At 69.5% G+C, this 19,685-nt stretch carries 18 protein-coding genes and 2 tRNA genes; 5 read left to right on the top strand and 15 right to left on the bottom strand.

Features of this window, described 5'->3' with window-relative positions; all coding sequences use genetic code 11:
* Positions 1-35: 35 nt before the first annotated feature.
* From H7F53_RS14530 to H7F53_RS14495, 8 genes are all read right to left on the bottom strand, one after another.
* Positions 36-914 carry a LysR substrate-binding domain-containing protein gene (locus H7F53_RS14530; RefSeq protein ID WP_185680227.1) on the bottom strand — a complete coding sequence of 293 codons (879 nt, stop codon included), beginning with the start codon at positions 912-914 and terminating at the stop codon, positions 36-38.
* 30 nt (positions 915-944) lie between these two features.
* Positions 945-1,856 (bottom strand): hemolysin family protein, encoded by a 912-nt coding sequence (locus H7F53_RS14525; protein ID WP_185680226.1) that lies wholly within the window; start codon positions 1,854-1,856, stop codon positions 945-947.
* Positions 1,857-1,895: 39 nt separating this feature from the next.
* Positions 1,896-2,393, bottom strand: a complete 498-nt coding sequence (gene ybeY / locus H7F53_RS14520) for an rRNA maturation RNase YbeY (RefSeq protein WP_185680225.1) — start codon at positions 2,391-2,393, stop codon at positions 1,896-1,898.
* 149 nt (positions 2,394-2,542) lie between these two features.
* Entirely contained in the window at positions 2,543-3,580 is a 1,038-nt protein-coding gene (locus H7F53_RS14515; protein WP_185680224.1) for a PhoH family protein, read from the bottom strand.
* A gap of 129 nt (positions 3,581-3,709) precedes the next feature.
* Entirely contained in the window at positions 3,710-5,044 is a 1,335-nt protein-coding gene (gene miaB / locus H7F53_RS14510) for a tRNA (N6-isopentenyl adenosine(37)-C2)-methylthiotransferase MiaB (RefSeq protein WP_185680223.1), read from the bottom strand.
* A 44-nt stretch (positions 5,045-5,088) separates the two neighbouring features.
* Positions 5,089-5,163, bottom strand: a tRNA-Thr gene (locus tag H7F53_RS14505).
* A gap of 19 nt (positions 5,164-5,182) precedes the next feature.
* Positions 5,183-6,058 carry a hypothetical protein gene (locus H7F53_RS14500; protein WP_185680222.1) on the bottom strand — a complete coding sequence of 292 codons (876 nt, stop codon included), beginning with the start codon at positions 6,056-6,058 and terminating at the stop codon, positions 5,183-5,185.
* Complete coding sequence (locus H7F53_RS14495; RefSeq protein ID WP_185680258.1) at positions 6,048-7,370, bottom strand: replication-associated recombination protein A; 1,323 nt, start codon at positions 7,368-7,370, stop codon at positions 6,048-6,050. Before H7F53_RS14495 ends, H7F53_RS14500 begins: the two co-directional genes overlap by 11 nt.
* Positions 7,371-7,467: 97 nt before the next feature.
* Between H7F53_RS14495 and H7F53_RS14490 the strand changes: the two genes are divergently transcribed.
* The 3 genes from H7F53_RS14490 (at position 7,468) to H7F53_RS14480 (ending at position 9,014) form a co-directional block, all read left to right on the top strand.
* Complete coding sequence (locus H7F53_RS14490; protein ID WP_246438924.1) at positions 7,468-8,127, top strand: PadR family transcriptional regulator; 660 nt, start codon at positions 7,468-7,470, stop codon at positions 8,125-8,127.
* Positions 8,124-8,486 carry a DUF2218 domain-containing protein gene (locus tag H7F53_RS14485; protein WP_185680221.1) on the top strand — a complete coding sequence of 121 codons (363 nt, stop codon included), beginning with the start codon at positions 8,124-8,126 and terminating at the stop codon, positions 8,484-8,486. The genes H7F53_RS14490 and H7F53_RS14485 overlap by 4 nt, the downstream gene beginning before the upstream one ends.
* 81 nt (positions 8,487-8,567) lie before the next feature.
* Complete coding sequence (locus H7F53_RS14480) at positions 8,568-9,014, top strand: hypothetical protein (protein WP_185680220.1); 447 nt, start codon at positions 8,568-8,570, stop codon at positions 9,012-9,014.
* A gap of 10 nt (positions 9,015-9,024) precedes the next feature.
* On the opposite strand, the gene H7F53_RS14475 is transcribed toward H7F53_RS14480, so the two are convergent.
* The 3 genes from H7F53_RS14475 to H7F53_RS14465 all read right to left on the bottom strand — a co-directional run bounded on the left by H7F53_RS14475 (position 9,025) and on the right by H7F53_RS14465 (position 11,230).
* The gene (locus tag H7F53_RS14475; RefSeq protein WP_185680219.1) at positions 9,025-10,233 is read right to left on the bottom strand and encodes a glycosyltransferase family 4 protein; all 1,209 of its coding nucleotides are present in this window, start codon (positions 10,231-10,233) and stop codon (positions 9,025-9,027) included.
* Between the two features lie 61 nt (positions 10,234-10,294).
* Positions 10,295-10,666, bottom strand: a complete 372-nt coding sequence (locus H7F53_RS14470) for a hypothetical protein (RefSeq protein WP_185680218.1) — start codon at positions 10,664-10,666, stop codon at positions 10,295-10,297.
* A gap of 123 nt (positions 10,667-10,789) precedes the next feature.
* Positions 10,790-11,230, bottom strand: coding sequence for a hypothetical protein (locus tag H7F53_RS14465; protein ID WP_185680217.1), 441 nt, complete (start codon positions 11,228-11,230; stop codon positions 10,790-10,792).
* A 459-nt stretch (positions 11,231-11,689) separates the two neighbouring features.
* Here H7F53_RS14465 and recA point away from each other — a divergent pair, with 459 nt between their 5' ends.
* Both recA and alaS read left to right on the top strand, forming a co-directional pair.
* On the top strand, positions 11,690-12,763 hold the full coding sequence (gene recA / locus H7F53_RS14460; RefSeq protein ID WP_185680216.1) for a recombinase RecA: 1,074 nt from the start codon (positions 11,690-11,692) through the stop codon (positions 12,761-12,763).
* A 186-nt stretch (positions 12,764-12,949) separates the two neighbouring features.
* Positions 12,950-15,601 (top strand): alanine--tRNA ligase, encoded by a 2,652-nt coding sequence (gene alaS / locus H7F53_RS14455; protein WP_185680215.1) that lies wholly within the window; start codon positions 12,950-12,952, stop codon positions 15,599-15,601.
* A 9-nt stretch (positions 15,602-15,610) separates the two neighbouring features.
* Here alaS and H7F53_RS14450 read toward each other — a convergent pair whose 3' ends face one another.
* From H7F53_RS14450 to cpdR, 4 genes are all read right to left on the bottom strand, one after another.
* Entirely contained in the window at positions 15,611-17,395 is a 1,785-nt protein-coding gene (locus H7F53_RS14450) for a cation:proton antiporter domain-containing protein (protein WP_185680214.1), read from the bottom strand.
* Between the two features lie 301 nt (positions 17,396-17,696).
* Positions 17,697-18,920, bottom strand: coding sequence for an NADP-dependent isocitrate dehydrogenase (locus tag H7F53_RS14445; protein WP_185680213.1), 1,224 nt, complete (start codon positions 18,918-18,920; stop codon positions 17,697-17,699).
* Positions 18,921-19,053: 133 nt separating this feature from the next.
* Positions 19,054-19,128, bottom strand: a tRNA-Val gene (locus tag H7F53_RS14440).
* Between the two features lie 81 nt (positions 19,129-19,209).
* Complete coding sequence (gene cpdR / locus H7F53_RS14435) at positions 19,210-19,584, bottom strand: cell cycle two-component system response regulator CpdR (protein WP_185680212.1); 375 nt, start codon at positions 19,582-19,584, stop codon at positions 19,210-19,212.
* Positions 19,585-19,685 lie beyond the last annotated feature (101 nt).

The following is a 19,685-nucleotide window of genomic DNA, read 5'->3' as shown; positions in this document are numbered from 1 at the left end:
GTGCCGTCGCCGGTTCCGTTGAACGGAAACGGAGCCTAGACGCCGGCCTTCACCATCCAGTCGTGGAACAGCCGCACCGGCCGGCTGTCGAGCGCGCGCGGGCGGCAGACGAACCAGTAGGAGTAGGGGCTCTCGACCTCGAAGTCGTAGAGCCGCGCCAGCCGGTCATCGCCCGAGCGCTTGAAATGGTCGTCATGCATGATCGCGATGCCGAGGCCATTGGCGGCGGCTTCCAGCAGCAGCTGGCCCGAATCGTAGTGGTCGATCGCCACCGGCGTGAAGTCCCCCAGACCGGTCGCCGCCTTCCATGCCACGAAACTGTCGGGCAGATCGTGATGGATCAGAAAGGTCTGCCGGCTGAGCTTGGCCCGGTCGGGCACCGGACCCAGTTCGGCCGCGACCGTCTTGGAGGTGATCGCATAGACGCGGTTGTGATCGAGCCGGACCGAATAGAGCGACGGTTCGGGACCGGCGGAAATGATGATCGCCGCATCCAGCGAATCGCCGACCCGAGTTTCCTGATGGGGGCTGGTGTCGATGTCGATGTGCAGCCGGGGATGGAGGTTGCGCAGCTCCGGCAGGCGCGGGAAGAGCCGTTGGCCGCCGAACAGCGAGGGGACGCCCAGGTGCAGGCGCAGCACCAGCCCATTGTCGACCTGACCCTCCACCGCCTCGGCCAGTTCCTCCAGCTTGGGGCTGACCGCGTCGTAGAAGGCCTGGCCGTCATCGGTCAGCCGCATCGCCTGATGCTGGCGCACGAACAACTTCTTGCCGGTGAAATCCTCCAGCGCCTGGACCCGTCGCGACAGCGCCGAGGGGCTGAGGCCAAGCTCGTTCGCGGCGGCCTTGGCCGAACCCAGCCGGACCACGCGGACAAACGCTTCGAGCGCGCGAAGGGGCGGCAGACGGCGCATGACGGGTGGTGGCTACTCGAAACGGCAGGGTTACGGCGAATCAGACTCGACCGGCGGGTGAAGGCGCAGTCGGGTTACATGCCTTTCGTTACCCGCAGTAACTTCAAGTTTCCACCCACTGTCGTGATTCAACATGGCGCCGACCGCCGGAACTTGCCCGGCCAGCAGAAAAGCCAGTCCACCCAGAGTGTCGACGTCTTCTTCAACTTCGGCCAGCCGCGGATCGACCTTGCTCCCGACTTCGTCGAGCTCGACCCGGGCATCGGCGTCCCATGATCCATCGCTCTGGCAGACGATCAGGTCGGTCGGGGCATCGTCGTGCTCGTCCTCGATCTCGCCGACGATCTCCTCGACCAGGTCCTCGATGGTGATGATCCCGTCGGTGCCGGAATACTCGTCGATCACCACGGCCAGATGCACCCGGCTCGCGCGCATGTCGGCCAGCACGTCCAGCGCGCCGCGCGCCTGGGGCACGAACAGGGGCTGGCGCATCAGCACGGTCCAGTCCTTGGGCGGCGCCTTGCCGGTCGCCAGGAACGGGAACACGTCCTTGAGGTGCATCATGCCGCGGATCTCGTCGAGCGAATCCCCGTAGACCGGCATGCGGCTGTGGCCGTGCTGGGCGAACATCGCGATCAGCTCTTCCCAGCTCGCCGAAGCCGGCACGGCGATGATCTCGCCGCGCGGGATCGCCACGTCGTCAGCGTCGTGTTCGCTGAAGTGCAGCAGGTTGCGGACCATCTGCCGCTCGAGCGGCGAGAGATCGCCGGCCGGGCCATGCGCGCCGTCCTCCTCGCGCTCGTCGATCGCTTCCTCGAGCTGGGCGCGCAGGCTTTGGTCGGAATCGGCCCCGAACAGGCGGCGGACGCTCTTCCACAGGCTGCGTCTGCTACTGTCTCCGTCTCCGTTGCCGGATTCGCCGTTGCGGCCCGGTTCGGCCATGGTCTGCTCAGCTCCTGCCCTTGCGGTCTGCCCCCGGCCTCACGTGCCGTCGTCCGCATATGGGTCCGCGATGCCCAGTTTCGCAAGCGCCTTTATCTCGAGCGCCTCCATCGCCGCGGCCGCGGCCGGCGAGGTCTCGTGATCGTGTCCAGCCAGGTGGAGCAGGCCGTGGACGATCAGGTGCGCGGCGTGGTCGGCCAGGGCCACGCCCTTGTCCGCGGCCTCGCGCGCGCAGGTTTCGCAGGCCAGGGCCAGGTCGCCGAGCAGTTCGGGCGCACCGGCATGCGGCAGGCCCAGCAGGTCGTCCCGCGCCAGCATCGGGAACGACAGGACGTTGGTCGGCTTGTCCTTGCCGCGCCATTCGCGGTTGAGCACGTGGACCTCGGCATCGCTGGTGAACAGCACCGAGGCGGTCAGGCGCGGGTTGCCCAGTTCGGGCGCCAGATCGAGCAACGCCTCGACCGCGGCTTCGGCTAGGTCGGCCCAGTCGGTGGTGGCGGGCCAGGGGGCTTCGATATCGATGTCGAGCGAAAGCATGGGCTGGGGCCTAGGTGGGTGCGTGGCCTTCGACAAGCTCAGGCTGAGCGGGTGAGGGTGCCATGGGGCGATCAGGCACAGGTTGGTCTTCAGTATCCCCGCTCAGGCTGAGCCTGTCGAAGCCTACGCGCCAAGGTCCACCCCGCGCATCACCCCTCCTTGCCTTCATAGGCTTCCACTATCCGGCCCACGATCGGGTGACGCACCACGTCGCCCGCGCCGAAGCGGATCGTGGCGATCCCGTCCACGCCCTCCAGCCGCTTGACCGCATCGGCCAGCCCGCTCATCGCGTCGCCGCCGGGAATGTCGACCTGGCGGGGGTCGCCGCAGATCACCATCCGGCTGTTCTGGCCGAAGCGGGTGAGGAACATCTTCATCTGCGCCGGGGTGGTGTTCTGCGCCTCGTCGAGGATCACGAAGGCATCGGCCAGGGTCCGCCCGCGCATGAAGGCGATCGGGGCCACCTCGATCTCGCCGCTGGCCAGCCGCCGCTCGACCTGCTCCGGCGGCATGCAGTCATACAGGGCATCATACAGCGGGCGGAGATAGGGATCGACCTTCTCCTTCATGTCGCCGGGCAGGAAGCCCAGCCGCTCGCCCGCCTCGACCGCCGGGCGCGACAGGATCAGCCGCTGGACCGAGCCGCTCATCAGCTGGCTGACCGCCTGGGCCACGGCGACATAGGTCTTGCCGGTGCCGGCCGGGCCCAGCGCGAAGATCACGTCGCTCTTGGCCAGGGCCCGCATGTATTCGATCTGCGTGGCCGAGCGTGGCACGATCGTCTTGCGCCGGGTGCGGATCATGATCGGCGGGGCCTCGTTGCCGCCCGAGATGATCCCTTCCAGCGTGGGCTCGTTCGACATCGCGATCAGCGCCTCGACCGCGCCGGGATCGATCTCCTGCCCGCTCAGCAGGCGCTGGTGCATGCCCTTCAGCACGTCCCGCGCGCGGGCGACCGAATCCTCGCTGCCCTCGATCTGGATGCGGTTGCCCCGGGCGGCGATGTAGACGCCCAGCCGGTTCTCGATCAGGACCAGGTTCGAATCGAACTGCCCGAACAGGGCCCCCAGCACCATGGGTTCATCGAATTCCAGCTCTGCCCTTGCGCGCCGCGGGCTTTCGCGGCGGGTGTCGGACGACCACGGATGCGCCATCTCTTCATGGGCACGAGCGGTTTTGCGGGCCATGCGCTCCTTTCACGGGTTCGCCGGCGGGCGATTCCCGTGGCTCAAGATAGGCGCCGCCCCCGGGGGCACAAGCGGCCACGCGCCGCACCTTTGTGGAAAAACGACGAGCCGCTGTCCCGGGCTTGCGGCTCAAGGCCGGGGCGACGCGACCAGCGCACCCCCGAGCGAGTTCGGCCCGGCATGGACCAGTTCCACCTCGACCAGATCGCCGATCGCGGCCTCGCCCGCGAAATGGACCGACTGCAGCCACGGCGACTTGCCCAGCCATTGCCCCGGCAGCTTGCCCTTGCGTTCAACCAGCACCGTGCAGCGCTTGCCGACCGAGGCCTGGTTGAAGGCGTGCTGGTCGCGATTGAGCGCCGCCTGCAGGCGCTGCAGCCGCTCGTCCATCACTGCGGCCGGGATCTGGTCGGCCATGGTCGCCGCCGGGGTCCCGGGGCGGGGGCTGTACTTGAAGCTGAAGCACTGGGCATAGCCCACCGCGTCGACCAGCTTCAGCGTGTCCGCGAACTCGGCCTCGGTCTCGCCCGGGAAGCCGACGATGAAATCGCCCGATAGCGCGATGTCGGGCCGCACCGCGCGGACCCGGTCAAGGATGCGCAGATAGCTCTCGACCGTGTGCGAGCGGTTCATCGCGCGCAGCACCCGGTCATTGCCCGCCTGGACCGGCAGGTGCAGGAACGGCATCAGTTTGGGATTGTCGCCATGGGCGGCGATCAGCCCGTCGGTCATGTCGTTGGGATGGCTGGTGGTATAGCGGATCCGGGCGAGGTCGGGCAGGTCCGCCAGCACCCGGGCCAGCCCGTCGAGCCCGATCGCGCGGCCCTTGCCGTCCTCGCCATGCCAGGCGTTGACGTTCTGGCCGATCAGCGTGATCTCGCGCGCGCCAGCCTCGACCAGCCGCTCAGCCTCGGCCACGATCTCGGCGAAAGGCCGCGAGATCTCGGCGCCGCGGGTATAGGGCACGACGCAGTAGGTGCAGAACTTGTCGCAGCCTTCCTGCACCGTCAGGAAGGCGCTCGGCCCCACCTTGCGGCGGGCCGGCAGCGCGCCGAACTTGGTCTCGGCGGGCATGTCGGTATCCACCGCGCGGCGTCCGGCGACGGCCTCGGCGATCATCCCGGGCAGGCGGTGATAGGCCTGCGGTCCGACCACCATCGAAACCGCCGGGGCGCGGGCCATGATCTCCTCACCTTCGGCCTGGGCCACGCAGCCGGCAACCGCGATCAGCGGGCTCGAGCCATCGTCGCGGCGCAACCGGCCGATGTCCGAATAGACCTTCTCGGCGGCCTTCTCGCGGATGTGGCAGGTGTTGAGCACGACGAGGTCGGCGTCCTCCCCCTCGGGGGCGGCGGTAATGCCCTGCTGGGCGAGCAGTTCGGCCATCCGCTCGCCGTCATAGACATTCATCTGACAGCCGAAGCTCTTGACCCGGTAGGTCCTGGGGGCGGGGGTGGGGCGCATAGCGCGGGCGCCTTACGCCAGTTCGCGGCGGAGTTGAAGCGCCATGGTGCCGGCTGAGGGATTCGAACCCCCGACCTTCGGTTTACAAAACCGCTGCACTACCACTGTGCTAAGCCGGCCACCGGGCTTCGCCTTGCCTCACCTTGCGCCGAAGGTCCAGCCTTCGGTGGTTGCCACCTCGGCCAGCCCGGCGGGGGCCCACAGCGCGCGGTCGCCGGCGGCGCGGCGCAGCCAGGCCGCGCTGAGCAGCGCGTCGCTGGCATGATCGTCGATCGGGCCGGCTCCCGGCACCGCCGCGCTGGCGATCGCCGGGGCCGCCAGCGCGGCGGCCAGTTCGGCATGGCTGCGCATCTTCGAGCGGCCCGGCGGGCGTCCGGCCGCCAGCGCGGCGAGCGTGGTGTAGATCTCCACCACCACCGACCCGCGCGGCGGCAGCGGATCGACCGGCCAGACCGGCAGGTGTCCCTCCAGCCGGTGCAGCAGCCGCATGCCCGACAGGCTCGACTTGCCGACCTGCGCCGCACCGACCAGGTTGAAGTTGGAATAGGGCCGGCAGCCCATAGCGTCCTGTGCCCGCTCGGTCACCCGGAAGCGGCCGCGCCCGCCGCCGAACAAGGCGCCCTCGCGCCCGCCGTGGCGGCGGAAGTACGGGGCCAGCGCGGGATCGTCGACGAAGGCGGTCACCCCGAGGTGCGGCTCGCCAGCGCAGAGCCGGTCGATCAGGGCCCACAGGGCGCGTGCGTCGGCCGGACTGCCATGCCAGCCCGGGAAAAAGGCGCCGCGATCGGAGAAGGGCAGCGAGATGCCAAGATCGAAGCCGACCAGGCTGTCGGCTGGCAGGTCGCGTCGCAGCCAGTCGAGCACCTCGGGCCGCGACCAGCGGTGGCCGGGCCGGACCAGCACTGGCGCCGCCGTGCCCGGTGCGGCGAGCGCCACCGCGATGCCGCGGTGCCGCTCGCCGGCGGCACCCGACCAGTCGATCGCGACGAAGTGGCCGAAGCGCTCAGCCCTCACGGCGTTCCCGTCGTTTCCGCTCCCACCATTCGAGCCGTTTCAGGACCTCGCGCTCGAAGCCGCGCTCGACCGGCTGGTAGTAGGTCTGCGGGGCCATGCCCTCGGGCCAGTAGTCCGCGCCGGAGAAACCGTCCTCGGCATCGTGGTCGTAGGCATAGCCGGCGCCGTAGCCGATCTCCTTCATCAGCTTGGTCGGGGCGTTGAGGATGTTTGCCGGGGGCATCAGCGACCCGGTCTCGCGCGCGCTTTGGGCCGCGCTCTTCCAGGCCTTGTAGGCCGCGTTCGACTTGGGAGCAGTGGCACAGTAGAGGCAGGCCTGGACCACGGCGAGCTCGCCCTCGGGCGAGCCCAGGAAATCGTAGGCGTCCTTGGCGGCCAGGCATTGCACCAGCGCCTGCGGATCGGCCAGGCCGATGTCCTCGCTGGCGAAGCGGACCAGCCGGCGGAGCAGGTAGAGCGGCTCCTCGCCGGCCACCAGCATCCGCGCCAGATAGTAGAGCGCGGCCTGCGGGTCCGAGCCGCGCAGCGCCTTGTGCAGCGCCGAGATCAGGTTGTAGTGCCCCTCGCGGTCCTTGTCGTAGACCGCCACCCGGCGCTGCAGGAACCGGCCCAGCCCGGCGGGATCGAGTGGTTCGGACAGGTTCACCGACCAGAGCGTCTCGGCCTGGTTGAGCAGGAAGCGCCCGTCGCCGTCGGCTGCCGCGACCAATGCGGCGCGGGCCGCCGCATCCAGCGGCAGCGCGCGACCCTCCAGCGCCTCGGCCCGCGCCAGCAGCTGCTCCAGCGCGGCCGCATCGAGCCGGTGGAGGATCAGCACCTGCGCCCGCGACAGCAGCGCGGCGTTCAGCTCGAAGCTGGGGTTTTCGGTGGTGGCGCCGACGAGGGTGACCGTGCCGGCCTCGACGAAGGGCAGGAAACCGTCCTGCTGGGCGCGGTTGAACCGGTGGATCTCGTCCACGAACAGCAGGGTGCGCTGCCCGGCCGCAGCGGCCGCCTCGGCCGCGGCAAAGGCCTTGCGCAGATCAGCCACGCCCGAGAACACCGCGCTGATCGCGGCATAGCGCATGCCCACGGCATCGGCGAGCAGCCGCGCGATCGAGGTCTTGCCGGTGCCCGGCGGCCCCCACAGCACCATCGACGACAGCCGCCCGGCCGCGACCATCCGGCCGATCGCGCCGTCGGGCCCGGTCAGGTGGTCCTGCCCGATCACCTCGGCGAGCGCGCGCGGGCGCAGACGGTCGGCCAGAGGGGCCACGGCCCGGCTCGCCTCATCCCGGGGCGGCGGCACGGCAGGGGGGAACAGGTCGGCCATCGCCTCCGACATAGGGGCGCGGGCGCCGTCTTGCACCCGCCTCTTGCAAAGACTGTTAAAAGATATATCTTAGAGACATCGAATCGAAAGGAGTATCATGCGTTTCGACAGACATGACCCGATGGGTCACGGCCGGGGTCGCCGTTTCGGCCCCGCTGCCCGCGCCGCGCTGGGGCAGTTGGGCGCCAGCCGCTTCGGTGCGGACTTTTCCGGTGAGGCCGGGTTCGACGGTGGCGGCTTCGGCCGAGGGCCGTTCGGCGGCGGCGGCCCATTCGGCCGGGGGCGGCGTGGCCGCATGTTCGGCCAGGGCGAGCTGCGGCTGCTGCTGCTGCACCTGCTCGCCGCCACGCCGCGCCACGGCTACGAACTGATCAAGGCGATCGGCGAACTGACCGGAGGCCACTATGCCCCCAGCCCGGGGGTGGTCTATCCCACGCTGAGCCTGCTGCTCGACGAGGGGGTGATCGTCGAGGCGCCGGGCGAGAACGGCGGAGAAGGGGCGCGCAAGGCCTTTGCGCTCAGCGCGGCCGGCCGCACCGAGGTGGCGGGACGCGCCGACGAGGCCGCGGCGATCGTCGCCCGGCTCGAGGCGCTTGCCGAACAGCGCGGCCGTGAGGCCAGCCCCCCGGTCATGCGCGCCATGACCAATCTCAAGATGGCGCTGCGCCAGCGCGCCGCCACCGGCCTCCCCGCGGAGACCGCCCACCAGATCGCCGACATCCTTGACGAGGCGGCCAGAAGGATCGAACGTCTATGACCACGCACACCAGCCCAGGCACGGCCGGCACCAGCACGACCAGCACCTGCACCATCCCCACCGCCCATGCCTCGCGCTATGTCCAGCAGCTGTGCAAGCACTGGTCGCACAACCTCGCGGTCGAGTTCGACGCGAGCCAGGGCCGGGTGGTCTTCCCGCGCGATGCGCGCGGCGCGGCCTGGGCCGATGACGCGGTGGTGACCTTCACCGCCCGCGCCGAGGCGCTCGACTGCACCATCGCGGCCAGCGAGCCGGGCCAGCTCGAGGGGCTCAAGGGCGCGGTGGCCCGCCACCTCGACCGCTTCGCCTTCCGCGAGGCGCCGCTGCCGTTTGACTGGCGCGACGCTCCCGCCGTCTAGCGCGCCGCGTCCCGCGCCCGGCCCCATTGCGGGCCGGGCTCGTCCGGCGTAGTCTGCCCCGGCCACAATCGGGAGACGGCGATGGAACAGACCATCCGGCGCGAGACGACCCCCGTACACCTCTGGATCGTGGGCCTGCTCGGGCTCGTCTGGAACGGCTTCGGCGGCTACGACTATGTCATGACCCAGACCGATCCGGTGAACTACCTTGCCACGATGGGTCTCGGCCAGGAATCGGTCGATTACATGCGCACCTTTCCAGCCTGGCTCACCGTGTTCTGGGCACTTGGCGTCTGGGGCTCGCTGGCCGGCTCGATCCTGCTGCTGCTGCGCTCGCGCCATGCGCTCACCGCCTTCGCGGTCTCGCTCGGCGCCTTCGTGGTGAGCCAGGTGGCCGAACTGGTCATGCCGCGCCCGGTCGAGATGGATACCCCCGCGATGTGGGGCACGGTGGCCTTCATTGCCGTGGCGCTGGTCGGCCAGCTGCTTTACGCGCGCCGCCAGTCCGCCGTCGGGGTGCTGCGCTGAGCGGACCGGCTCAGCCGCGCGCAGCGCGCTGGCGGATCAGCCGCAGGTAGGTGTCGGCCACGGTCTGGTTGATCCGGTCCCATGAGAAATCGCGGCTGCGCGCCTCGCCCGCCGCGCCGTGCGCGCTGCGCAGCGCGCCGTCCGCGACATAGGCCTGCAGCGCATCGGCGAACTGGCGGATCGCACCCGGGCGGATCAGCCGGCCCGAGCGTCGGTCGTCGACCAGGCTCTCGCTGCCGGTCGCTTCGGACACGACCACCGGCAGGCCGCAGGCCATCGCCTCGAGCGTGACATTGCCGAAGGTCTCGGTCACCGAGGGGAAGAACAGCACGTCCATGCTCGCCACCGCGCGCGCCAGATCGGCGCCGCCGAGGAAGCCGGTGAACACCGCCTCCGGCAGCCGCCCGGCAAACCAGTCGCGCGCCGGGCCATCGCCCACCACCAGCACGCGGTGCTTCACCCCGCGGCGGGCCAGCTCGTCGATCGCGTCGGAGAACACGTCGAGCCCCTTTTCCATCACCAGCCGGCTGAAGAAGCCGATCACCACCTCGTCGTCGGCCAGACCCAGCCCACGGCGCCAGGCCAGGTCGCGGCGGCCGGGATGGAAGATCTCGCGGTCGACCCCGCGCGACCAGATGTCGATATCATAGTTCATGCGCTGCTCGCGCAGCACTTGCGCCATCGATTCGGACGGGGCGACCAGCGCGTCGCAGCGGCGGTAGAAGCGCCGCAGCAGGGCCTCCAGCGGCGGCTCCATGAAGGCCAGGTTGTAGTAGCGCGGATAGGTCTCGAACCGGGTGTGGACCGAGGCCAGCACCGGCAGGCGCCGCGAGCGCGCCCAGCTGACCGCGCGGTGCGCCGCCGGATCGGGCGAGGAGACATGGACCACGGTGGGCGCGAAGGCGGCCAGATCGCGCTTCACCCGGCCGAACAGGCCCAGCGGCACGCGGTACTCGGCGCGGCCCGGGATCGCGAAGGACGGCACCCCGACGAGGTCGCCGGTCGGCGCGAAGGCCGGCTCGGCGACGGTGGGGGCATAGACCCGCACGGCGGCGCCCTGCCGCAGCAGATAGCCGACCAGCCGGTTGAGCGCCTGGTTGGCACCATCGCGGACATAGTTGTAGTTGCCGCTGAACAGCGCGATGCGCAGGCCGGCCAGCGGTCCGGGCGAGACGGGTGCGGGCGAGGCGGTTGCGGGCGAGGCGGTGGGAGCCGTCATGGCCGGCCCCTACACCGCCCGCCGCCGCTTGGCGAGACTCCGCCCGCGGGCGAGCGCCAGGCTACCAGCCGCGCGGACCGTCCCAGTGGCGATAGCGGGGATAGCCGCGATCCCACCGGCGATACTGCCAGCGCCGCCGCTCCCACCGCTCGCGCTCCCAGCGATAGCGCGCCCAGTCGCGGTAAAAGCGCGGCGGATAGTCGTGGTAGGCATAGTAGCCGCGGAAACGCGGGCCACCGTAGAAGCGGTCGTCCCGCGCCGACGAGGCGATCGCCGCGCCGACCGCCAGCCCGACGATGCCGCCGGCGATCGCCGCGCCGGTGGTGTCGCCGCCGCGGCGGTCAAAGCGGTGATCGGCCAGCGCGGGGGTGGCCGTGGTCAGCACGGCGGCGGCCAGGCCGCTGCCCAGGATCAGGGTACGCAGAGCACTCATACGGGAACTCCAGCCTCGTTCCGGATGGAGGGATCTCGCCATTCCGGGGGTTAACCGTCGCTGAACCCCATGCCCGTCAGCGACGAACGATATCACCGATCCGACAGGGTTCGCCCCGGCCGCTCAGTTGCCCCAACGCGCGCGCCGGTCGTCGTTGTCGTCCCAGTCGCGATCCCACTGGCGGTCCGACCCGCGGTCCCAGCCGCGCCGGTTGCCCGAGCGGTCACCCCAGCCGCGGTCGGAATAGCCGCGCCGGTCGTAGTAGCCATCATCGTCGCAGGGGCGTCCGTCCCGGTCATAGCGGTGGCCCTGGCGGTCCCAGTAGTAGCCGTCGCGCCAGGTCCAGCCGCGGTCGGCGAAGCGGTTGTTGTTGCGATTGACGCTCGAGGCGATGATCGCGCCCAGCGCCAGGCCGATGATGCCCCCGGCGATCGCCGCGCCGGCGGTGTCGCCGCCGCCGCGGCGGCCATAGCCGCGATAGGGATCCGCCAGCGCGGGGGTGGCGGAGGTGATCGCCGTGGCGGCGAGAACCGTGGCGAGGATGGACTTGCGGACGACACCCATGGCTCCAGACTCCTGCGGCGGAGCGGTGCGGGGCCCGATTGCCCCGCCTGCGATTCGCCGTGTGAGTTCATCGATAGGCCAGCGAACCTGAACGGCGGCCGAGGGCTGGCGGCAGCTTTCGTTCAGTTTCACGTAAATGAATGTTAACGGCGGCCCGCCGCAACGCCCTGTCCGGTCCCACTGTCCTATCCGGCGCCGGTCCGGCATGCTGCCCGCCGCGGTGACCGGTTCGGCGGGCCGCGAGGCACGCTCCGAAAACCGGGGAGAACTTTTTGCCCTGGACCCTGTCAACCGTGTCAACCGCGCGGGCCGGGCAGGCCGGGTGCGCCGCGGAATCGCTGGGCCGGGCGGGCGTGATGGAAAATTTTCGTTCCCCCCTTGTTCCATGAGAACAAAGCCGATACATCAGCGCCACGGTTGACCTTCCCGGTCAGCGCCACCTAGGCAAGGAGGCTCGTGATGGCTGCTCAGTTGAAGCTCATCCAGGAAGGCAAGGACAAGGACTCTATGGACCGGCAGAAGGCGCTCGAGGCAGCGCTCGCCCAGATCGATCGCGCGTTCGGCAAGGGCAGCGCGATGAAGCTGGGCTCGAAGGAGACCATGCAGGTGGAGGCGATCTCCACCGGCTCGCTCGGGCTCGACATCGCGCTTGGCGTCGGCGGCCTGCCGCGCGGCCGCGTGATCGAGGTTTACGGGCCGGAAAGCTCGGGCAAGACCACCCTCGCGCTCCACGTCATCGCTGAGGCGCAGAAGATGGGCGGCACCGCGGCCTTCATCGACGCCGAACACGCGCTCGATCCGGTCTATGCGAAGAAGCTGGGCGTCAACATCGATGAGCTGATCGTTTCGCAGCCCGATACCGGCGAGCAGGCGCTCGAGATCACCGACACGCTGGTCCGCTCGAACGCGATCGACGTGCTGGTGGTCGATTCGGTCGCCGCGCTGGTTCCCCGGGCCGAGATCGAGGGCGAGATGGGCGACAGCCACGTCGGCCTCCAGGCCCGCCTGATGAGCCAGTCGCTGCGCAAGCTGACCGGGTCGATCAGCCGTTCGCGCTGCATGGTGATCTTCATCAACCAGCTGCGCATGAAGATCGGCGTGATGTACGGCAATCCCGAGACCACCACTGGCGGCAACGCGCTCAAGTTCTATGCCTCGGTCCGGCTCGACATCCGCCGCACCGGGCAGATCAAGGATCGCGACGATATCGTCGGCAACTCGACCCGGGTGAAGGTGGTCAAGAACAAGGTGGCGCCGCCCTTCAAGCAGGTCGAATTCGACATCATGTACGGCGAGGGCATCTCGAAGATCGGCGAGATCCTCGACCTCGGGGTCAAGGCCGGCATCGTCGAGAAGTCGGGCGCCTGGTTCAGCTACGATTCCATTCGCATCGGTCAGGGGCGGGAGAACGCCAAGACCTATCTGCGTGAAAATCCCGAAGTTTGTGACCGGCTGGAGGCCGCCATTCGCGGCCGCACCGAAGGTCTTGCCGGGGAGATGATGACGGGTCCGGACGCGGACGACGACCTCTGATCCCCAAGGGGCTCCGTCCGCGGAGCCCGGAACGCAGGGCCGGCGCGAGGGAGCGATCCTCGCGCCGGCCTTTGCGTTTGGGGTGAAGCGCAGGGCTGACGGAGGAGCCCTTTCACCCTGGCCACCCACCAAAGTCCCATGCCTTCGCGCTTGTCCGGCGCGAGGCTCTGTCCTATCGGCCTAGCCATGACCTCGACCAACGACATCCGCCGGTCCTTCCTTGCATACTTCGGTGCCCAGGGGCACGAGGTGGTCCCGTCCGCGCCGCTGGTGCCCTACAACGATCCCACGCTGATGTTCACGAACGCGGGCATGGTCCCGTTCAAGAACGTCTTCACCGGGCTCGAAACGCGCGCCACCCCGCGCGCCACCTCGTCGCAGAAGTGCGTGCGGGCCGGCGGCAAGCACAACGATCTCGACAATGTCGGCTACACCGCCCGGCATCACACCTTCTTCGAGATGCTCGGCAACTTCTCGTTCGGCGACTATTTCAAGGAGCAGGCGATCACCCACGCCTGGACCCTGCTGACGCAGGAATGGGGCCTGCCCAAGGACAAGCTGCTCGCCACGGTCTATCACACCGACGACGAGGCCTTCGCGCTGTGGCAGAAGATCGCCGGTCTGCCGGAGGAGCGGATCATCCGCATCCCGACCAAGGACAACTTCTGGGCGATGGGCGATGATGGCCCCTGCGGCCCGTGCTCGGAGATCTTCTACGATCACGGCGAGGCGATTCCCGGGGGGCCTCCGGGCAGCCCGGACGAGGACGGCGATCGCTTCATCGAGATCTGGAACCTCGTGTTCATGCAGTACGAGCAGGCCGGTGGCGAGATCGTCGGCGAGCTGCCCAAGCCCAGCATTGACACCGGCATGGGGCTCGAGCGCATCGCCGCCGTGCTGCAGGGCGAGCATGACAACTACGATACCGACACCTTCAAGGCCCTGATCGCCGCCTCGGAAAGCCTGACCGGGGTCAAGGCTGCCGGCGCGCAGACCGCCAGCCACCGCGTGATCGCCGATCACCTCCGCTCGACCAGCTTCCTGCTGGCCGATGGCGTGCTGCCCAGCAACGAGGGCCGCGGCTACGTGCTGCGCCGGATCATGCGTCGGGCGATGCGCCACGCGCACCTGCTGGGCGCCAAGGATCCGCTGATGCACCGGCTGGTGCCCGCGCTGGTCGCCGAGATGGGCCAGGCCTATCCCGAGCTGGGCCGGGCCCAGGCGCTGATCGAGGAAACCCTCCAGCGCGAGGAGATCCAGTTCCGCCGCACCCTGTCGAACGGGCTCAAGCTGCTCGACGAGGCCACGCTGGACATGGCCGATGGCGGCGAGCTGCCGGGCGAGACCGCCTTCAAGCTCTACGATACCTACGGCTTCCCCTATGACCTGACCGAGGACGCGCTGCGCGCCCGCGGCATCGCGGTTGACCGTGCCGGTTTCGACGCCGCGATGGCGCGCCAGAAGGCCGCCGCGCGCGCCGCCTGGAAGGGCTCGGGCGAGGCGGCCGCGGGCGAGGTGTGGTTCGACATCGCCGAGCGCGTCGGCGCGACCGAGTTCACTGGCTACACCGCCACCACCGGCGAGGCCCAGGTCGTCGCGCTGGTCCGCGACGGCGCCGAGGTGCCCAGCGCCGCAGCCGGCGAGGCGGTCACCGTGATCGTCAACCAGACCCCGTTCTACGGCGAAAGCGGCGGGCAGACCGGCGATGCCGGGACGATCACTGGCGCGGACGGCCTCAGCCTGACGGTCCACGATACGGCCAAGCCGCTCGGCCGGCTGCACGCCCATGTCGCCACCGTGGCGGCCGGGACGATCAAGGTCGGCGACGTGATCAAGCTCGACATCGACGTCGCCCGCCGCGACGCGATCCGCGCCAACCATTCGGCCACGCACCTGCTGCATGCCGCGCTGCGCAACCGGCTGGGCAGCCATGTCACCCAGAAGGGCTCGCTGGTCGCGGCCGATCGCCTGCGCTTTGACTTTTCGCATCCCACCGCACTTTCGGTCGAGGACATCGCCGCGATCGAGGCGGAGGTGAATGCCGAGATCCGCTCCAACGAGACGGTCAGCACCCGCCTGATGACGCCTGACGATGCGATCGCGGCGGGGGCCATGGCGCTGTTCGGCGAGAAGTATGGCGACGAGGTGCGCGTGCTCTCGATGGGCCGCCTGAACGCCGGCCGCAACTATTCGGTCGAGCTGTGCGGCGGCACCCACGTGCGCGCCACCGGCGACATCGGGCTGTTCCGCATTGTCGCCGAAGGCGCGGTCTCATCCGGCGTGCGCCGCATCGAGGCGCTGACCGGCGAAGGCGCGCGGCGCTGGCTGGTTGGCCGCGAGGATGCGCTGAAGAACGCCGCCAGCCTGCTGCGCACCACCCCCGACGAGGTCGAGGCCCGGGTCGCGGCCTTGCTCGACGAGCGGCGCCGGCTGGAGAAGGAGCTGGCCGAGGCCAAGAAGGCGCTGGCGCTGGGTGGGGGCGGCGGGGCCGCTCCGGCTGCGGACGAGGAGGTTGGCGGGGTCAGGTTCAGCGGACAGGTGCTCGAGGGGCTCGATCCGAAGGACCTGCGCGGGCTGCTCGATCAGGCCAAGCAGCGGCTCGGCTCCGGTGTCGCCGCGATCGTCGCGGTGAACGAGGGCAAGGCCAGCATCGCGGCCGGAGTCACGGAGGATCTGACCGGCACGGTCAGCGCGGTCGACCTGGTGCGTGCCGGGGTCGAGGCGCTGGGCGGCAAGGGCGGCGGCGGCCGGCCCGACATGGCCCAGGGCGGCGGTCCGGACGGCAGCAAGGCGGCCGAGGCGATCGCCGCGGTGCGCGCGGCGCTCGCCGCCGGCTGACCCGCAGGCTCAGCCCGGCGCGCGTTCGCGCAGGGTCGAGCTGCGCAGCTTCGGCTTGCTGTCGAGCTGGCCCTCCTCGCGGATCTGCTCGCGGAACTGGTCGCGCTTCTCGTGGATCGAGGCGATCACGAAGCCCATCGGCACGCCGAGGTCGACCAGCACCGCCTCGGACAGCTGCAGCGAGCTTTCCAGGGTTTCCGGCACGGCATGGCTCGCACCGGCCCGGTAGAGCAGTCCGGCATTGGCCGCATCGCGCGCGCGGGCAATGATCGGCAGCGCGGGATGGTCCTTGCGGATCCGCCGCACCAGCCGCAGCGCGCCTTGCGGGTCGTTCATGGTCAGGATCACCGCGGTTGCCCGGTGCAGGTCGAGCCGGCCCAGCATCGCGCTGCGCGCGGCATCGCCAAAGGCCACGGCATAGCCTTCGCGCTGCCCTGCGGCGATCAGGTCGGCGTCGGCATCGATCGCGAGGTAGGGCTGGTTGTGTTCGGCCAGCATGTCGGCGATCAGCCGCCCGACCCGCCCGAAGCCGACGACGATCGCGCGCGGGCCGCTGTCGGCCTCGCTCTCGGTCTCGTGCCGGCGCCGCGATCCGCCCGCTTCGACCCGCCGTGCCAGCCAGCGGCCGACCAGCGCGAGCAGCGGGGTCACGGTCAGGCCCAGCGCGGTGACCATCTGCCAGAACCCGGCGTCGGCCGGTGAGAGCAGCCGCGCGGCCACGGCGGCGGTCAGCACGATCAGCGTGGTCTCGGACGGGCTGGCCAGCAGGATTCCGGCCTCGGTGGAGGTGCCGGCCCGCGCGCCCGACAGGCGCAGCATGATCGTGGTGACGGTGGCCTTGGCGCTGAACACCAGCGCCAGCGCGGCCAGGACCTCGGTCCAGCGCGCCCAGAACAGCGCGAGATCGAGCTGCATCCCCACGGTGATCAGGAAGATCCCCAGGGCCAGTCCCTTGAACGGTTCGGTCATGGTCTCGACCTCGCCGTGGTACTCGGTCTCGGCGATGAGCAGCCCGGCGAGCAGGGCACCGACGATGGGCGAGAGCCCGACCGCCGCCGTGGCGAGCGAGGCGACGATCACCACCAGCAGGCTGGCCGAGAGGAACAGCTCCGGGCTGCGGGTCCGCGCGGCCTGGGCGAACAGGGCGGGCAGGAGGAAGCGTCCGGCGGCGAGCAGCGCCACCAGCACTACGGCTCCCAGCCCGAGCGTGCGCAGGATCGCATCGGCCGGCTGGGCGGCATCGCCGCCACCGATCGCGCCGAGCAGGAAGATGATCGGGACCAGTGCGATGTCCTCGAACAGCAGCATCGACAGCGCCGCCCGGCCGACCGGCGTGCGCGAATCGGTCAGCCGCAGGACCAGCGCGGTCGAGGACAGGGCGAGTGCGAGGCCGAGCGCGAGCGCTGTGGTCCAGGTCTGCCCCGACAGCGCCAGCCCGGCGGCGATCAGCGCCGCGCTGCCGGTGAGTTCGGCCGCGCCGACCCCGAACACCGCCCGCCGCATCGCCCACAGGCGAGAGAACGACAGCTCGAGCCCGACCGAGAACAGCAGCAGGATGATGCCGAACTCGGCAAAGGGCGCCAGCCCGCCGGGATCGGTGATCGTCACGTGATAGAGCCACGGATAGCGATCGACTTGCGCGCCCAGCCCATGCGGCCCGACCAGCAGGCCGACCAGGATGAACCCGATCACCGGCGTGATCCGGAACCGCGCGAAGACCGGGATCACCAGTCCGGCCGCGCCCAGGATCACCAGGGCGTCGGACAGGGCGGGGGTGTGCAGATCGGCGGCCATCGGCCAAGGGTAGGGGAGGGGGGCGGGCTTGTCACGGGAGCACCGGCCCCGGGCGCGGCGCCCTTTGCGGCATGGCAGCCGGACCGCCAGCCCCCGGCGTGATCGCGCGCTGTCCTACGGCGGGTTTTGCCGTCACACTCCGGCCGGCTCTTTCCATCGTCAAGCCAGTGCGGGTGCAGGCCTGTGCACTTTGCAGACGAATGTGTGTGAGGTTGCTGAACTTCGGCTTCCGTCCGGCGGCGCGAACGAAAAAGGCCCCGGCATCGCCGGGGCCTTTCGCGAGCCGTCAGGACGGGGCCGCTCAGGCCCAGTTCTTCATCTCGGCTTCCAGGTTGTCGACGATCGCCTGGAAGAAGCCCTCGGTGGTCAGCCAGTTCTGGTCCGGGCCGATCAGCAGGGCGAGGTCCTTGGTCATCTTGCCGCTCTCGACGGTCTCGATGCAGACCCGCTCGAGCGTCTCGGCGAAACGCACCACGTCGGGGGTGTTGTCGAACTTGCCACGATAGGACAGCCCGCGGGTCCAGGCGAAGATCGAGGCGATCGGATTGGTGCTGGTCGCCTTGCCCTGCTGGTGCTGGCGGTAATGGCGCGTCACGGTGCCGTGGGCGGCCTCGGCCTCGACGGTCTTGCCGTCGGGCGCCATCAGCACCGAGGTCATCAGGCCGAGCGAGCCGAAGCCCTGGGCCACGGTGTCGGACTGCACGTCGCCGTCGTAGTTCTTGCACGCCCAGACGAACTTGCCCGACCACTTGAGCGCCGAGGCGACCATGTCGTCGATCAGGCGGTGCTCGTAGATGATCTTGGCCTCGGCGAACCGCTCCTTGAAGCCCTCGGTGTCGAACACCTCCTGGAACAGGTCCTTGAAGCGCCCGTCATAGGCCTTGAGGATCGTGTTCTTGGTCGACAGGTACACCGGCCAGCCGAGGTTGAGGCCGTAGTTGAACGAGGCACGGGCGAAGTCGCGGATCGAATCGTCGAGGTTGTACATCGCCATGGCGACGCCGGCGCTGGGGAAGTCGAACACGTCGAGGTCGATCTTCTCGCCGTTCTCGCCGTCCCACACCAGGCGCAGCTTGCCCGGGCCGGGAATCAGGGTGTCGGTGGCCTTGTACTGGTCACCGAAGGCATGACGGCCGACCACGATCGGATCGGTCCAGCCCGGCACCAGCCGCGGCACGTTGCTGATCACGATCGGTTCGCGGAACACCACGCCGCCCAGGATGTTGCGGATCGTGCCGTTGGGCGACTTCCACATCTTCTTGAGGCTGAACTCCTCGACGCGGGCCTCGTCGGGGGTGATCGTGGCGCACTTCACCGCCACGCCATACTGCTTGGTGGCATTGGCCGAATCGACCGTGATCTGGTCGTTGGTGGCGTCGCGGTTCTCGACCGACAGGTCGAAGTACTTCAGATCGATGTCGAGGTAGGGCAGGATCAGCTTCTCGCGGATCCACTGCCAGATGATGCGGGTCATTTCATCGCCGTCCATCTCGACGATGGGATTGGCTACCTTGATCTTGGCCATTGCCGTCCTTCCCGGGGAGAGTTGCACGGCACGCCCTTAGCAGGGAAACCGGGCTTCGCAAGCGGCAGCGGCGGGGCTGCGGCCTTGGTGCGAAACGAAAAAGGCCCCGGGTGACCGGGGCCTTTTCAGCGAATGGTGGGCGTAGCAAGGATTGAACTTGCGACCCCTACGATGTCAACATAGTGCTCTACCACTGAGCTATACGCCCGGCACCATTCGGCTTCCCGGCATCACTGCCGGGCAGGGGGCGCCTTTAGCGGCGGCTCCGGATCGAATCAAGCCGTTTCCTTCACCCCCGCGCCGTGGTCGGCAGACCGAACACGCGGTCGACCTCCATCACCAGGTCGCGCAGGTGGAAGGGCTTGGACAGGACCTTGGCCTGCGGCGCTTCCTGGCTGGCTTTGAGCGTGACCGCGGCGAAGCCGGTGATGAACATCACCTTGGTCTCGGGGCTGATCTCGGCGCAGCGCTGGGCCAGTTCGATCCCGTCCATCTCGGGCATGATGATGTCGGACAGCAGGAGGTCGAACCGTTCGCGCTCGAGCAGGGGCACCGCTGCCGTGCCCCGATCGACCGCGACCACGCTGTAGCCGGCGTTCTCGAGGGCCCGGCTGAGGTAGGTGCGCATGGCTTCTTCGTCTTCGGCCAGGAGAATGCGCAACATAGGGGGCCCTTGTCTGATCGGCACGGCTTGGACCGAGTCGGGTTGTTCGTGGCGGTGACTTAGCCCGGATCAGGTTAAAAATCTGGTTGCGCGCCCCTTTG

The sequence above is a fragment of the Novosphingobium piscinae genome (assembly GCF_014230355.1).
In the GTDB taxonomy this organism is placed as follows: domain Bacteria; phylum Pseudomonadota; class Alphaproteobacteria; order Sphingomonadales; family Sphingomonadaceae; genus Novosphingobium; species Novosphingobium piscinae.
Note: the sequence above shows the minus strand (reverse complement) of the source record. Positions and strands in the feature narration are given on the sequence as shown.